Origin of the sequence: Megasphaera sp. An286 (genome assembly GCF_002163455.1) — a bacterium.
Taxonomy (GTDB): domain Bacteria; phylum Bacillota; class Negativicutes; order Veillonellales; family Megasphaeraceae; genus Megasphaera; species Megasphaera stantonii.
Genome location: NZ_NFIY01000005.1, coordinates 1 through 15,785, shown reverse-complemented (window position 1 = coordinate 15,785; position 15,785 = coordinate 1). Strand labels below are relative to the sequence as shown.

At 50.9% G+C, this 15,785-nt stretch carries 10 protein-coding genes, 1 CRISPR repeat array and 1 riboswitch; all 10 genes read left to right on the top strand.

Going from position 1 to position 15,785, the window contains the following annotated elements:
- Positions 1–20: 20 nt before the first annotated feature.
- Positions 21–118: riboswitch (SAM riboswitch) on the bottom strand.
- Positions 119–521: 403 nt separating this feature from the next.
- The 10 genes from B5F80_RS03620 to cas7c all read left to right on the top strand — a co-directional run bounded on the left by B5F80_RS03620 (position 522) and on the right by cas7c (position 13,198).
- Positions 522–2,030 (top strand): HAMP domain-containing sensor histidine kinase, encoded by a 1,509-nt coding sequence (locus B5F80_RS03620; protein ID WP_087477461.1) that lies wholly within the window; start codon positions 522–524, stop codon positions 2,028–2,030.
- On the top strand, positions 2,008–2,697 hold the full coding sequence (locus tag B5F80_RS03615) for a response regulator transcription factor (protein WP_087477460.1): 690 nt from the start codon (positions 2,008–2,010) through the stop codon (positions 2,695–2,697). Before B5F80_RS03620 ends, B5F80_RS03615 begins: the two co-directional genes overlap by 23 nt.
- A 28-nt stretch (positions 2,698–2,725) precedes the next feature.
- A complete protein-coding gene (locus B5F80_RS03610; RefSeq protein ID WP_087477459.1) occupies positions 2,726–3,139 on the top strand; it encodes an EamA family transporter in 414 nt (137 codons plus the stop codon).
- Positions 3,140–3,324: 185 nt separating this feature from the next.
- Positions 3,325–4,257 carry an NAD-dependent epimerase/dehydratase family protein gene (locus B5F80_RS03605; RefSeq protein ID WP_087477458.1) on the top strand — a complete coding sequence of 311 codons (933 nt, stop codon included), beginning with the start codon at positions 3,325–3,327 and terminating at the stop codon, positions 4,255–4,257.
- A gap of 1 nt (position 4,258) precedes the next feature.
- The gene (locus B5F80_RS03600; protein ID WP_087477457.1) at positions 4,259–5,824 is read left to right on the top strand and encodes a glycosyltransferase family 39 protein; all 1,566 of its coding nucleotides are present in this window, start codon (positions 4,259–4,261) and stop codon (positions 5,822–5,824) included.
- A 27-nt stretch (positions 5,825–5,851) separates the two neighbouring features.
- Positions 5,852–6,676: an undecaprenyl-diphosphate phosphatase gene (locus B5F80_RS03595; protein WP_087477456.1), complete on the top strand. Its 825-nt coding sequence runs from the start codon at positions 5,852–5,854 to the stop codon at positions 6,674–6,676.
- An 801-nt stretch (positions 6,677–7,477) separates the two neighbouring features.
- Entirely contained in the window at positions 7,478–9,655 is a 2,178-nt protein-coding gene (cas3, locus tag B5F80_RS03590) for a CRISPR-associated helicase Cas3' (protein ID WP_158099951.1), read from the top strand.
- Between the two features lie 217 nt (positions 9,656–9,872).
- Positions 9,873–10,532, top strand: a complete 660-nt coding sequence (cas5c, locus tag B5F80_RS03585; protein ID WP_087477454.1) for a type I-C CRISPR-associated protein Cas5c — start codon at positions 9,873–9,875, stop codon at positions 10,530–10,532.
- Positions 10,529–12,295 (top strand): type I-C CRISPR-associated protein Cas8c/Csd1, encoded by a 1,767-nt coding sequence (gene cas8c, locus B5F80_RS03580; RefSeq protein ID WP_204246336.1) that lies wholly within the window; start codon positions 10,529–10,531, stop codon positions 12,293–12,295. The genes cas5c and cas8c overlap by 4 nt, the downstream gene beginning before the upstream one ends.
- On the top strand, positions 12,296–13,198 hold the full coding sequence (gene cas7c / locus B5F80_RS03575) for a type I-C CRISPR-associated protein Cas7/Csd2 (protein ID WP_087477453.1): 903 nt from the start codon (positions 12,296–12,298) through the stop codon (positions 13,196–13,198). It begins immediately after the preceding gene.
- A 247-nt stretch (positions 13,199–13,445) separates the two neighbouring features.
- Positions 13,446–15,272: a CRISPR direct-repeat array (repeat unit 32 nt; unit sequence GTCATCCTCCGTGAGAGGATGTGGATTGAAAT).
- Positions 15,273–15,785 lie beyond the last annotated feature (513 nt).

The following is a 15,785-nucleotide window of genomic DNA, read 5'->3' as shown; positions in this document are numbered from 1 at the left end:
CTCGGTATTTCGTGTATGTCGCTTCATCTGCCGGAATACTCCGTTGGAATTGGCACCTTCCCTGACGGGGGTTGCCGCAGCGTCATGGGGCCAGTCCCTCAGCTGCTCTGGATGAACTTGTATATTTGGTTGTTGCTTAACATATTATCACTAAGGGACGGGTGTTGTCAAATACAAGAGATATTTCGCCGTGTAAAATATGCGAAAGCAAAGGACATGGGCGCGGCCTGCGGCCTGGGATTTTCGTAAAAATGCAGAACATCCACAGGAAAATCGGAATATTTTTCTAAAAAATATAGTTGCATTTTAAATGTATTAAGCCCATCAATCGGATACCTGCTGCAGAAAAGACAAGGGCACGGAGGTTTTATGAAGAATTTTTCCTTCGTTTAATTTTTGTTTATCTTTTCCGCATACACTGCAATAAGTATAACTATGCGAACGTATCAAGATATCTGCGGCGGCGTGGTATAATAGAAGGCAAGGCGCGTCATGCGGCAGGAAAGCGGGGAGAAGGACAGATGAACCTGAGAGATATACCTATTGGAAAACGATTGCTGTTGTCTAACTTTGTTATGATAGCCATTCCCGTGGCCTTTACTCTCGTCGTCAGCATCGCTATTTTTTTAGGCCTCCATTTCGGCAACATCAACAGGGCGGCGGCCATTTCCTTTCTCTGGCCGGAGAGCAACGGCCCGACCTTATCGGTGCAGTTTGAGCTGAGCCGCCTCTGCGTCCGCGCCGACTGGTATACCGGAGGCATGGGCCGGCTCATGCAGACGAGCGACCATTTGGAAGATCAGGGCCTTACGGTGGCGATTTCCCAGAAGGGACAAATCCTGTATGCGACGGAGCATACTGATCCCTGGGCGACGATCGGCGAGGCGTACCGGCGCAGCCCGGGCAGCGGCGCGGCCCTCAACTGGTCAGACGAAGGCATCGCCTTCCATTATACGTCGCCTGAGACGGGCGTAGCCGTAGCCGTCATCGGGCCGGTACAACTGCGCAAGCACGGCGGCATTTGGGACCTCAGCTCGAAGAATATCGTGAAGGTCGCCTTTGTCGTCTTAGCCATATTGGCGGTCCTCGTGACGATTGCCGTAGGGCTTTTCTTAGCGCGCCTGCTGGCTCGGCAAATTGTCCGGCCTGTAGAGGAGATGCGGAACATCGCCGAAGACATCAGCCGGGGAAATTTGGATCATCCCGTCGTTGCCGAGGGGAACGACGAAATCAGCCAGACCTGCAGGGCCTTTGAGACGATGCGCCGGGAACTGAAGGCGTCGCGGGAAATGAGGGACGCCTACGACAAGAACCGCAAGGAGCTCATCGCCGGCATTTCCCACGACCTGGCGACGCCCCTGACCCGCATCGAAGGCTATGCCAGCGGCTTGAAGGACGGCATCGCCGATACGGCGGAAAAGCGCCGCCATTACCTGGCCATGATTTTGGATACGTCGAGGATGATGACCCGCCTGGTGCGGACGCTGTTCCTCTTTTCCAAGTTTGACCTGGGACAGGTGGAATTCTGCTGGGAAAACGTAGATCTCTGTGGCTACTTGGAAGATTATACGAGCGAGCAGGCCGAACATTTCCGCAGACAAGGGCTGGATATTTCCTATACGGCGTCTGTGGATACGGCAGTCGTATCGATGGACCGGACCCATTTCCAGCGGGTCGTGGAAAATATCATCGGCAACAGCGTAAAATATAAAGACGGCGACGAAGGCCATTTGACCATATCCCTGGATGCTGCCGGAGACGACGCCGTGCGGCTGACCTTTGCCGACGACGGCCGCGGCGTAGGCGAAGACGACCTGCCCAAGCTGTTTGATTCGTTTTACCGGACCGACAAGGCCCGCAGCAACGTGGCCAAGGGAAGCGGCCTGGGCCTGGCCGTAGCCAAGCAGATCATCGATGAAATGAAAGGGAAGATCTGGGCCGAGCAGACCCAGCCCAAGGGACTGACCATTTGTATCGAATTGCCTATACGGAAGGAAGGAACTGACGATGAAATACATATTGATCATTGAAGACGATAAAGGCATTGCCGAGTTGGAAAAGGATTATCTGGAAGCCAACGGCTTCGCCGTGTCCATCGAGACCGACGGCATCAAGGGGCAGGAGCAGGCGCTGCGTCAGCCCTTCGATTTGATTTTGCTGGACATCATGCTGCCTGGCCAGGACGGCTTCCAGATTTGCCGCCATATTCGGGAGCACAAGAATATCCCCGTCCTCCTCGTATCGGCCAAGCAGGAAGACATCGACAAGATACGGGGACTGGGGCTAGGCGCAGACGACTACATCGTAAAGCCCTTCAGCCCTAACGAGCTCGTCGCCCGCGTCAAGGCCCACCTGGCCCGCTATGACAGGCTGACGGCCCGGGAGACGTCGAAGAGCGTCCTCCAGTACGGCGACCTGGAAATCGACGAGTCGGCGCGGCGGGTTTTCATCGCCGGCAAGGAAATAGCGCTGGCCAATAAGGAGTTTGAGCTCCTCTTGTTCCTGGCGAAAAATCCCGACATGGTATTCAGCAAGGAGACGCTCTTTGACCGCGTCTGGGGCGCAGAATCCCTGGGCGAGACGGCGACCGTATCGGTCCACGTGAACCGCATCCGCGACAAGATAGAAACGGATTCGGCTAAGCCGCAGTATATCGAAACGGTGTGGGGCGCAGGCTATCGGTTCCGCTCGCGATAAGGTATAACAGAAAGGGAGATGAAGTACTATGTGGGCGCTGTTAGCTTTGGGATCGGCCGTATTTGCAGCCTTGACGACTATCCTGGCAAAAATCGGCATCGAAGGCGTGAATTCCCATGTGGCGACGGCTATTCGGACGGCCGTGGCCTTAGTCATGGCCTTCGGCATGGTCAGTCTGACGGGAAACTGGGACAACATTAGCGGCATCAGCCGGAAGGGCTGGCTCTTTCTCATCCTGTCGGGCCTGGCGACGGGGGCGTCGTGGCTTTGCTATTACAAGGCTCTGCAGCTGGGCGACGTGTCCAAGGTCGTGCCCATCGACAAGCTGAGCGTCGTCATTACCCTGCTCCTGGCCTTCCTCCTGTTTCATGAAACGGCGACCCTAAAGATCGTCGCTGGCGCGGTCCTCATCACCATAGGGACGCTGCTCATGGTACTATAACTGCATATGGCATATGTGAGAACTGTCGTGCTTCGGCGCGGCAGTTTTTTGCGTTTATGTTCCGGGAAATTTCTTTACCCTCTGTTTATGCTTTCGTAGCTGTTCGTTCAAACTTTGTTTAAGTTCTCTCCGTATACTTGAGGCAAATGATAAAGACCTGAGCAATAGGAGAAAGAGGGAGCATTATGAACATACTCGTCACCGGCGGAGCCGGCTTTATTGGTTCGCATCTCGTACGCAAGCTGTTATCTATGGGGCACGACGTCCTCGTCGTCGACGACCTGCGCGGCGGCCTGCGGACGAACGTACCTGAAGGAGCCGGCTTTGTCTGCCTGGATATCAACAGCCCGATGCTGCTGGACGTCATGGATAGAGGGCGGTTTCAATGCGTCGTCCACCTGGCGGCCCAGACCCGCGTCGACGTATCCATCAAGGACCCCTACGGCGATGCGAGGGACAACGTCATGGGTACGGTCAACGTGTTGGAATGCGCCCGCAAGACCGGCGTGCAGCGCATTGTCTTCGCCTCGTCGGCAGCCGTGTACGGCAATCCGCCGGAAAAGGATCTGCCCCTGTCGGAAGACTATCCGCTGTCGCCCTTGTCCTTTTACGGCCTGAGCAAGGTGACGATCGAATCGTACCTGCGCCTGTATCACAAGTGGTATGGACTGGATTACGTCGTCCTGCGCTTTGCCAACGTCTACGGCGAACGGGCCGAAGTCGGCGGCGAAGGAGGCGTTATCAACGTATTTGCCAAACGGGCTGCCCGTGACATGGACATTACGGTCTACGGCGACGGCAGCCAGTCGCGGGATTACATCTACGTCGGCGATATTGCCAACGGCATCGTCTGCGCCTTGACGACGGAGCAGGCTGACGAAGTATACCACTTGAGCACGGGCCGGGAATCGTCGCTCCTGGACGTACTGGCCGAGCTGCGCCGCGCGTCGGGAAAAGAGCTGACGCCGAATTTTGCCAGAATGCGAAAAGGCGACATTTACCGCTCCGTATTATCGAATGAAAAAGCCCGCCGCCTTCTAGGCTGGGAGCCGTACATGAAACTGAAAGACGGCATTATCCTGACATATCAGTATGCTGCGGGACAAGGGGGACGATGAGATGGAATGCTTACATCGCAGTGAAGAACGCTTGCTGAACGCCGCGCCGGCTGCTGCGCCGAACCTGCTGCAGCGGCTGCTGGACGACATAGGATACGTTCCAATCCTGCTGGCTGCGGCCGTCCTCGTCTGCTTTACAGGCAACGCCCTGATCAAAATTACCGACCCTGTCGAATCGAATTACGCCCTGACGGCGATGGAAATGCTGCAGTCAGGCGATTACGTTTCACCGCGCATTTTCGGCAATTACTGGTACGACAAGCCCGTCTTGTTTTACTGGGAGCTCATGGCGGCCTTTTCCCTGTTCGGCACGACGGAATTTGCCGCCCGCTTTTTCCCGTCCGTCTTCGGTCTCATCGGCGTCGTCATGGCCTATGGTTTCGCGTCTCGCCTGTACGACAAAAAGACGGGCTTCGTCGCGGCCTTGGTCCTCGTGACATCGCTGGAATACTTTTACCTTTCCCACGCCGTCATTACGGATATGACCTTGTTCGTCTTCTTTTCAGCGACGCTCATGCTGTTTTATCTCGCCTACAGTGAAGGGCGGCCGCGCCTGTATTATGGAGCTTATGCCTGCGCCGCCCTGGCCGTCCTGACGAAAGGGCCTGTAGGCCTCGTCCTGCCGGGGCTGATTATCGTCCTGTTTTTACTGTGGCGGAGAGATTTCAAATCTGTTTTCCTGCACATCAAGCTGGGATCGGGGCTGCTGCTGTTCTTTGTCATCGCCGGCCTGTGGTACGTACCCATGTACATGATGCACGGCGGTGATTTCATCAGCCAGTTCATCGGCGTCCACAACGTCCTGCGGGCTACCGTGTCGGAGCATCCCAGGGATAACGTGTGGTATTACTATACGGCCGTGTTTCTGTTAGGCTTCTTTCCCTGGGTATTCACGCTGCCTCTGGCCGCAAAGAAATATAAACCGGTTCACAAGCTGAGAGCTTGTTTAAGAACGGGAGGCTTTGCTGGCCTGCGCCGCATGGCAGATTCCCTGTCCATGAAGGAACAATTCCTCGTGACCTGGGCCGTCGTCGTCTTCGTGTTTTACCAGTGCATGGCTACGAAATACATGACCTATACGTTCCCGTACATGATTCCTGTTGCCATCGCCTTTGCTGCGTACCTGCGCCATCATAAGCGCCTCGTCGCTGTTCTGACGACGGTTGGCGTTACTTTCTATCTGATCGTGACCCTCTTCGTCGCCGTACCCCTGTGCCGGGAGGCGTCGGCTTATGATGCCGCCCAGGCCGTACAGCGCATGGCCGACGGCCGTACCTGCGTCGCCGTCTACGGCGGGCGCTATCCCGTATCGCTGGCCTATTACTCCGGCTATGACGCCAAGCGGCTGAAATGGGCCGATGAAATAGAAGACTCCCTGCCCGGCGGCATCAACTGGAATGCCAAGAACATCATGCCCTTCATGGCAATCGAAGACTTGGCGCAGCACGACCACGTAGTGCTTCTGGTCCATGAAAACGAAGACGCCAACTTCCACAAAGCCGGCATTCCCGGCGACTGGGTCGGCGTGAAAAAGGCCGGCCGCTGGCTCATCTATGAAAACCAATAATATCGGACAGAAAAGAGAGGACTCATCGTGTATGACTATATTATCGCCGTCGTCCTGGGCATCGTCGAAGGGGCAACGGAATTCCTGCCCGTATCGTCGACGGGCCATATGATTCTCGTCGGCCATCTGCTGGGCTATGACGGCCAGCAGGCCGGCGTATTCGAAGTCTTTATCCAGTTGGGAGCTATCATGGCCGTGGCGGTCATATATAAGGAAAAAATCCTGACCATGCTGCATTTTAATGGCTGGCGGCCCTTGCTGCGGCGGGAAAACTGGCGGCGCTCCGATACGGGCCTGACGCTGGTTCACATCGCCGCCGGTGCAGTCCCCGTCCTGCCCGTCGGGTATTTGCTTCATCACTTCATTAAGACCTATTTGTTTTCCGTAGAAACGGTCCTCGTCGGACTCGTCGCCGGCGGCGTATTCATGATGGCAGCTGAAAAAGCCCATGGCAAAACGCTGTGCGACAATGTGGACAAGCTCACCGTCGCCCAGTCCTTCGGTATCGGCCTGTTTCAGATCCTTGCCCTGTGGCCGGGCTTTTCCCGTTCCGGCTCGACCATCTCCGGAGGCCTGTTCCTCGGCGTCGGCCGTAAGGCGGCGGCAGACTTTTCCTTTATCATGGCCGTGCCGGTTATGTTGGCCGCCTGCTTCTACGACTTGCTGAAAAACATGTACGTCCTGACGGACAACGACTTCGACATGATTACCATCGGCTTCTTCGTCGCCTTCGCCGTGTCCTACGCGTCGGTCTACTGGTTCCTGAACTTCCTGAACCGCTCGACACTGACCACCTTCGCCGTCTACCGCTTTATCATCGCCGCCTTGGCCGCCGTGTATTTCTTTGGGTGATATGATTTCAAGCAGCCTGTTGCTGCTTACTGTATGAAGCGGTGATTAGTTCTTTGGACATCTTTCATCCGTCTATCCGTCGTAGTAGCTTGTCAAGAACGCAGGGAATTTGGGGAAACATACCCTGATGGCGAATTAGATAGAACATAGTATGGCATAAGCAAGGATAAAAATGAACGATAGGCAGGCTTCATCTGGTATAATAAGGATAAGAATACGAATAGTGGGAAAACAAATGCAGCCTGTGCGAATCGAAAGCATGCGGCAGTTTTCCCTTGATTTCGCACTAAAATGTATGGAAATATGCTGTTTGTTGATGCGGAAAAACGGTACGCAGTGCCGTATATAGCTGCCAATACCTGCATTTGCTGAAGTAGCTTTCATGATATACTAAATGCAGCAGTCCCTTCTCGTACGAAGGTGTGGATTGAAATCCCATACGTCGTATGGTTCATTGTCTTCTTGGCAGTCCCTTCTCGTACGAAGGTGTGGATTGAAATAAGTTGCGGCTGGCCCGCCAGCGTTGTTTTTGCGCGTCACTTTTCGCACGAAAGTGCGGATTGAAATATTTATGTCTGTGTATTAGGGCTGTTTTAACGCTTGTCACTTCTCATACAAGGATGTAAATTAAAATCTCGTAGACCATAAATGGTGCTGGGCGAAGCCTCGTCATTTTTCGTACGAAACTATGGTTTGAACTGCTTGATTTGTCAGATAAGGACGCCGCATTCCTTTGTGGAGTATTTCTTCAGTTATCACCGTATCAGCATACTAGAATTTACTATCAATGGGAGACTTTACATGGACGATAAAGACGATACAAAGAAATTCATTGGCCATAAAAATCAAGAGACGGGAGAAGTACAGCCGTTGCCCGTTCATTTAGAGAACGTCGGAAAAATTGCCGAAGCCTTCGCCGCGGTGTTTGGTGCAGGGAAAGCGGGACGGATAATAGGTACCTATCATGATATCGGAAAATACGCAGAGCCGGTGCGGCGGCGTATGGAGACAGGCCAGGGGCGTCCGTATGATCACTCGACGGCCGGTGCGAAAGAATTATATCAAGCCGGCTTGTTTCCGGAAGCTGTTTGCGCAGCGGGACATCACAGCGGCCTGCTCGACGGAGGCAGCCGCGTCAGCAGCAAATATGACGGGACCTTTTTAGGAAGAATGAAAAAAGAAGTTCCCGACGATATTCCCGATTACCAGGCCTATCGGCAGGATTTTCCCAAGCCCCAGGCCGCGGTATCGACGGACGTGTGCGAAGAAATACAAAGGTCGGCATTTAGCACCATGTTTTACATCCGCATGCTGTTTTCTTGTCTGGTTGATGCGGACTTTTTAGATACGGCAGCCTTTATGCAGGGACGCCGAGCTGCTGAAACGGATATGTTTGACCGATTAGATACGCTGAAGGAGCGATTTGATGTTTATATACAGAAGTTTTTGAAATCGCAGCATACAGAAATTCAGCGCAAGCGTACAGACGTGCTGCATCAATGTATCGCCATGGGCGAAACGGCTGCCGATACGTTGTATACGTTGACGGTCCCGACGGGCGGAGGCAAGACGATTTCTTCTATGGCCTTTGCGCTGCATTATGCTTGCCGGATGAAAAAAGGGCGCATCATTTATGTGATTCCCTATACGAGCATTATCGAGCAAAATGCCGCCGTGTTCAAAGAGATTTTGGGAGAAAAGAACGTCATAGAACATCACGTGAATGTCATGTATGATGATGCAGACGAAAGCAGTACGATGAAGCGGCTGGCAGCAGAAAATTGGGATGGGCCTGTTATCGTGACGACTAACGTGCAGTTTTTTGAATCCCTGTTTCATAACAAGCCGTCTAAATGCCGAAAGCTCCACAATATAGCGGACAGCGTAATCGTGTTTGATGAAGCGCAGATGATACCTGTCGGATTTCTGAAACCGTGCATGCAGTGCATTGACGAGCTGACGGCAAGATATACATGCGCCGCCGTATTGTGTACGGCTACGCAGCCGCCGTGGCAGCAATTTTTTGGCGGCAGGCATATTCAGGAAATTTATGGTCAAAGCAGGGAAATGAATCCTTTGGGGCAGCGAGTGGCGATACGAGTTATGCCCAAAGCTATGTCGGTCAAGGAATTGGCCGCGGCATTAGAGACACATCATCAGGCTCTGTGTATTGTAAATCTTAAAAAGACGGCCCGCAGGGTGTTTCGGAAGATGCAGGGGGAAGGTATATATCATTTGTCGACAAATATGTATCCGGCGCACAGGATGGCCGTGCTGAAGGAAATCCGCGAGCGGCTGCGGCGCAGGGAACGATGCATTGTCATCAGCACTTCATTACTCGAGTCAGGCGTTGACATCAGCTTTCCTTATGTGTATCGGGAAATGGCTGGCTTGGACAGTGTCATTCAGGCGGCGGGGCGATGCAGCCGTGAAGACGAATGGACGGCTGAAGAAAGGGGCGTTTTTGTTTTTTCTTTTAAGGCGGAGGAAGTCAGGCCGGCTTCCTATATGCGGCAGGAACGGGAAGCGGCGGAACGAATTTGTTCTGTCTTTGCCGGCGATATCCGTTCGCCAGAAGCTGTTCGGGCGTATTTTGAGTTGTTATATACTATAAAAGGCGATGGATTAGATAAAAATCGGATTATGAAACTGATCCAGGAGAGAGTTCTTCCCTTTGCGCAAGTCGCTGATGCGTTCAAGATCATTGAATCTGCAGATATGGCAGTGCTGATTGCTCATCGTGATGAAACGGCTAGGCATATTGCCGAGCGATTGCGGAACGGCGAACGGAGTAAAGAACTGCTGCGTGAAGCGGGCCGGTATTCGGTACGTACAGCGTGCGGTTCTCCTGATGCAGCGTATGAACTGCTGTGCGCTCGGTCGCAAATAGAAATCTTAGATGAAGGTATCAGCATATTGACAGATGCAGACGCTTATGACGAACAGATGGGCTTGCTTGCAGAGGATATATGCCGGTAATATTAGTTTTATACAGCAAAAATGGGCAGCCGGAGCTGCCCTATTTTTGTGTCCTAAAAAGGAACTATTTCAACCCACATTGTATTTTGAATCATACAACGACTTACTTTATCATATCAGAAAAAGAATTCGTTTGACAAATAATTATTGATTTATTTTTAAATCTCATGATATAATTTATATAACTAAAAAAGAACTGAAAAAAGAAGGTGAAAAAATGAGCTATGGAGTATGCGTAGAGGTTTGGGGGGAATACGCTTTGTTTACTCGCCCTGAGTATAAAGCGGAGAGAGTTTCTTTCGAAATTCTCTCGCCGTCCGCTGCGCGAGGCATATTAGAGGCCATTTTCTGGCATCCTGGGATGACATGGGTCATAGACTGTATCTATGTGTTAAAGCCCATCCAATTTGCTGCTGTCAAGAAAAACGAAGTGCGGTCAAAGATTAATGCCCGGACGGTTTCGGCAGCGATAAAGAAGGAACAGGGTTCGCTGTATTTAGCGGCTTCAGAGGATCGACAGCAGCGGGCTGCTGTCATGCTGAAAGACGTGCATTACGTCATTAAGGCCCATTTCGAACTGACGGACAAGGCAAATCCTTCCGACAACCACGGGAAATTTTCCGATATCATCAAGCGGAGACTGCGGCGCGGGCAGTGCTTTCATCAACCCTACTTTGGGCTCAGAGAGTTTCCAGCCCATTTTCGGGAATGGGGTGGCACGGAAATTCAAACGGCCTATCCTAATGAGACAAGGGATTTGGGATATATGCTGTATGACATGGACTATTCGGACTCGATGAATATTAGGCCTATCTTTTTTCACGCCGTATTGAAGAACGGCATTTTGGACCTTCGGGACTGCGAGGTGCAGCGATGATATTGCAAGCGTTGGTTCAATATTATGAACAATTAATAAAAGAAAATAAAGTGCCTCCCATGGGCTGGGCCAAGGCAAACGTTTCCTATGCCTTGGATATAGGGACTGACGGGCAGTTGCTGCAAATTTACACGCTGATGGAGTCCCGGGCCAGAGGGAAAAAGGTAATCGATGTGCCTCGGCTGATGACGGTGCCGCAGCCGCTGAAACGGTCTTCCGGCATTGCGCCGCAATTTCTATATGATAACGCGGCCTATCTTTTAGGCATCGACGGGGCTAAGCTGGAACGGGCGAGGCAGTGCTTTGCTCAGGCAAAACGCCTGCATGAAGACCTGCTGAGACCATATGCAGGAACGGCTGCAGAGGCTATCAAGCATTTTTTTGCTTCGTGGAATCCTGAGACGGCGACAGAGCATCAAGCCGTGGCTGCTCATTGGGAGGGCCTCGTCAAAGGCGGCGGCATCATATTCTTCGTCAATGGCCGTAATGTGATGCAGGACGCAGAACTAACGGCGGCCTGGAATGAGCGGAAGCGTCAGGATGAGGCCGTCGTCATGCAGTGTCTGGTGACTGGCGAGCAGGCTCCCATTGCCAGGCTGCATCCAAGCATCAAAGGCGTGCGGGGAGCCCAATCCAGCGGCGCTTCCTTGGTTTCCTTTAATGCGCCGGCCTATGAGTCCTATGGTCATGACGACGAGCAAGGCGTAAATGCTCCCGTATCAGAATATGCTGCCTTTGCCTATTCGACAGCCCTGAACTATCTGTTGTCTGGAGAAATGAACCGAAATACCCAGTATATTGGCGATATGACGATCGTGTATTGGGCTGAAAGGCAGTGCGAGGCATATCAAAATGTATTCAGCGAATTTCTATGTGCCCAAAGGCCCGATGAAGAAGGGATGAGCGACGAGGTGCTGCGAAGCGTTTTCGACGATATAAAACGGCAGGGCTGGTTTGATTATAAAGGCTTGCGAATGGAATACAGCAACCCTTTTTATATCCTGGGATTGTCTCCTAATGCAGCCCGCCTTTCCGTACGGTGCTTCCTGGCCGGGACATTTGGAGATTTTATGATCCATATTGCCAATCATATGGAACGAATGGCGATCGTCAAGCCTTTTTTTGAAACTGGCGAATGCGTGCCCCTTTGGGTCTTGCTGCAGGAAACGGTATCTCCAAAATCACAGCATAAGGCCGTTTCGCCGGCATTGGCCGGAGCCGTTTTACAAGCCATCTTAACGGATCAGGCCTATCCGGAAGCCTTGTATCAGGCGATTATCCTGCGGATTCATGCCGACCAAGGTTCAGGGAAAGTGAATTATCGCCGCGCGGCCTTTATCAAGGCCTATCTCATAAAAAATAAAGGGAGGAATATGACTGTGGGACTGAATGAAGCATCGACAGACAGGGCATACGTTTTGGGGAGATTGTTCGCCGCACTGGAATATGTGCAATACCAGTATGATTCCAAGATCAATACGACGATTAGAGACAGCTACTTCGATTCGGCCTGTACCCGGCCGGCCGTTGTATTCCCTGTACTGCTAAAGCTGGCCAATCATCACTTGGCAAAACTAAGAAAAGAAAAAGCCGGAATAGCGAGAGATATGGACCGCCTGATTTGCAGTTTGCTGAAAACATTGCCAGGCGGGGAACAGGTCATACCGATGCATGTATCGCTGAGTAAGCAGGGAGAATTCATTTTAGGGTATTATCACCAGCGAGAAGTCCTTTTGGCAAGACATAATAAGGAGGAAGCGTAAATGGCTGACGTAATTAAAAACAGATATGAGTTCGTCATACTTTTTGACGTGGAAAACGGAAATCCTAACGGCGACCCCGACGCAGGCAATATGCCCCGCATGGATCAGGAAACGGGACACGGCATCGTAACAGATGTCTGCCTTAAGCGAAAGATTCGCAATTACGTAGAAATCGCTTGCGAAGACCAGGAAGGGTACCGAATTTACGTAAAAGAAAGAGTTCCCTTAGAGCGAAATGACACGGAAGCATTTAATTTTTTGGGGATACAAAAGAATAAAGATCAATTAAAAAAGTTGAAGAAAGACAATCCGGAACTGGATATGCAAATCCGGGATTTCATGTGCCGGAATTTTTATGACATCCGTACCTTTGGCGCCGTCATGACGACCTTTGTAAAAAATTCGCTGAATTGCGGACAGGTTCGCGGACCGGTGCAGATTGGCTTTGCCCGAAGCATAGACCCCATCATTCCGCAGGAAATAGGAATTACCCGCGTCACGCATACGACGGAAGCTGACGCAGAGGCCAAAGATGCGCCGGGAACGATGGGCCGAAAGTATGTTGTACCCTATGGATTGTATAAGGCCGAAGGCTACGTGTCGGCTAACTTGGCCCGCAGGGTAACAGGATTTACAGAAGAAGACCTGAAGCTTCTGTGGACGAGTATTATCAATATGTTTGAACACGATCATTCGGCAGCTCGCGGTAAGATGACTGTACGGGAGCTCATCGTATTTAAACACGACAGCGAATTGGGAAATGCGCCGGCCCATAAGCTGTTTGAAGCCGTTTCGGTTCAAAAAAAATCTGACGAAGCCGTTCCGCGTTCATATGATGACTATGAAGTGCGCATACATGAAGATAAAGTGCCGGCAGGCGTAACCTGTATGCGAATGATATAAGAAGCCAGCAGATTCACTGATAGTAAAAAGCGCAATCTTGCAGTGGCAAAGGAATACGCCCTAGAGAGTAAGACTGCAGCAGGTAAAAGTGCGAATGCAAAGCAGGGGCTGTTTCGCCAGTGCATTCGCACTCAAAACCTTTAATGGTGTTAAGCTTTGCGGCCATTTGTTATGGTCAGAAGCAAGCATGCTGCATAAAGATATCTATATTTGCTGTATGGAAAACTGTAGTATACTAAATGTAGCGGTCATCCTCCGTGAGAGGATGTGGATTGAAATTTCCCGCAGGAGAACGATGACAAGTCTACGAACGTCATCCTCCGTGAGAGGATGTGGATTGAAATGGCGTATGGGGAATGGCGCTTTCCCCGGATTTTTGTCATCCTCCGTGAGAGGATGTGGATTGAAATGTTATAAGGAAGGCCGTACCCTGCCACTGCTTCCAGTCATCCTCCGTGAGAGGATGTGGATTGAAATATACGCACGGCGTACGGCGCAAGGCCATGCGCGATGTCATCCTCCGTGAGAGGATGTGGATTGAAATTCGTCTATCAGCTGGACCGCTTTTCCCGGAATCGTGTCATCCTCCGTGAGAGGATGTGGATTGAAATTTGACCGGGATATTCAATAGCTCGTCTTTGCTCAGTCATCCTCCGTGAGAGGATGTGGATTGAAATTAACTTAAAAAATGAGCCGACCTTTAATTGCTCGTGTCATCCTCCGTGAGAGGATGTGGATTGAAATGGCTGTTGCCGCCGGGCGGCCATTGCCGTATCGTGTCATCCTCCGTGAGAGGATGTGGATTGAAATGCGATACTAGGACGGCCGTACACGAAGAAAAATAGGTCATCCTCCGTGAGAGGATGTGGATTGAAATTCGTTGAAATCCAGATACGCAGACAGTGCGCCACCGTCATCCTCCGTGAGAGGATGTGGATTGAAATCTATAGGTATCGTAGGCTAATCCCTTGTATTCACGTCATCCTCCGTGAGAGGATGTGGATTGAAATGTCAGGAAAGAGCATGGGAATCGTGAGCTTTGCGTGTCATCCTCCGTGAGAGGATGTGGATTGAAATCACGTCGATTTTTACGACAACGATATGACGCTGCAGTCATCCTCCGTGAGAGGATGTGGATTGAAATCCAGTTTCCGGAAAAGACGCCTGTGATAAAGGTAGTCATCCTCCGTGAGAGGATGTGGATTGAAATAGTCTTTCGCCCAGAACAACGCCAGCGGCATCGGGTCATCCTCCGTGAGAGGATGTGGATTGAAATAGAAAATATATGGCCAACGTAGTAAGGCAGATTAGGTCATCCTCCGTGAGAGGATGTGGATTGAAATCATATATATCACCTACCCCATATGAATAATCTCTGTCATCCTCCGTGAGAGGATGTGGATTGAAATGCAAACCTGTCAAGATTTTGCGCCGGGCCGTGGGTGTCATCCTCCGTGAGAGGATGTGGATTGAAATTTCACAAATAGTTGCTAAGTAATTCCCGCTGCTTAAGTCATCCTCCGTGAGAGGATGTGGATTGAAATCTGCAACAGCTCGCCCAGCTTATCACGACAGATAAGTCATCCTCCGTGAGAGGATGTGGATTGAAATCTTGGTAGACACGCAGAATAAAGCTTGATACCGTGTCATCCTCCGTGAGAGGATGTGGATTGAAATCTTGTGAACTGCCGAGTCCAGGACATTGACCAATAGTCATCCTCCGTGAGAGGATGTGGATTGAAATTGAGCATGTTATGATATGGCTTCATGTTCTTTCCGTCATCCTCCGTGCGAGGATGTGGATTGAAATATCGTCCGTATGTAGTCGTTTCCGCCGTTGATAAAGTCATCCTCTATGCGAGGATGTGGATTGAAATGCCGTCATCCGTCTCGATTTGATAACCGTAGCAGTCATCCTTTGTGCGAGGATGTGGATTGAAATATGCCATAGCCTGCCGTAAAGGCAAATGCAGAGAACCATCCTTTGTGTGAGGATGTGGATTGAAATTGGTACTCCTCGACAAAGCCTACCGTATCGAGCTGTCATCCTCCGTGTAAGGATGTGGATTGAAATGACCACAACGTTACGGGCTCGACGCACTTTGCTGGGTCATCCTCCGTGTGAGGGCGCTTTGCTGATTATTTTCACATCAAGAGCATACAAAAAGACATCCGTTTGAGTAGATTCAATAATTATGTTGTATACAGCAGATATTAGTTAGATTTTTCTGGACATCAAAAAAAGCAAGACGGTACAGCCAGTGTTATCCAGATATTTCACAGAGCAGGCGCTGCAGCTTATGAAATCAAAGGATTGGGTAGCGCGATTACTGTGTATTCAGATGTACAGTATTACGAGCCGTACTCCATTTAGATTGTTCAGGACGAAAATTGAATTAGGAGAAAAACATAATGTTGAAACCTATAGATTAATTAAGGCCTAATTCCGTAATACCAGAATTTTAACCCAAATAAAATAGGGGTAAATTGCAAGTTGAATTTGAACAACCATAATCAGGAAACACACTCACTAGCATAAACTTCATCGAGGAATGCATCAAATAGCTCTGACGGCGTATGGTAGCCC

Bases quoted from the DNA above. Each gene is read 5' to 3' on its own strand.
- B5F80_RS03620 (WP_087477461.1), top strand. From the start codon at position 522: ATGAACCTGAGAGATATACCTATTGGAAAACGATTGCTGTTGTCTAAC.
- B5F80_RS03610 (WP_087477459.1), top strand. From the start codon at position 2,726: ATGTGGGCGCTGTTAGCTTTGGGATCGGCCGTATTTGCAGCCTTGACG.
- cas5c (WP_087477454.1), top strand. From the start codon at position 9,873: ATGAGCTATGGAGTATGCGTAGAGGTTTGGGGGGAATACGCTTTGTTT.
- cas7c (WP_087477453.1), top strand. From the start codon at position 12,296: ATGGCTGACGTAATTAAAAACAGATATGAGTTCGTCATACTTTTTGAC.
- B5F80_RS03615 (WP_087477460.1), top strand. From the start codon at position 2,008: ATGAAATACATATTGATCATTGAAGACGATAAAGGCATTGCCGAGTTG.
- B5F80_RS03600 (WP_087477457.1), top strand. From the start codon at position 4,259: ATGGAATGCTTACATCGCAGTGAAGAACGCTTGCTGAACGCCGCGCCG.
- cas3 (WP_158099951.1), top strand. From the start codon at position 7,478: ATGGACGATAAAGACGATACAAAGAAATTCATTGGCCATAAAAATCAA.
- cas8c (WP_204246336.1), top strand. From the start codon at position 10,529: ATGATATTGCAAGCGTTGGTTCAATATTATGAACAATTAATAAAAGAA.
- B5F80_RS03605 (WP_087477458.1), top strand. From the start codon at position 3,325: ATGAACATACTCGTCACCGGCGGAGCCGGCTTTATTGGTTCGCATCTC.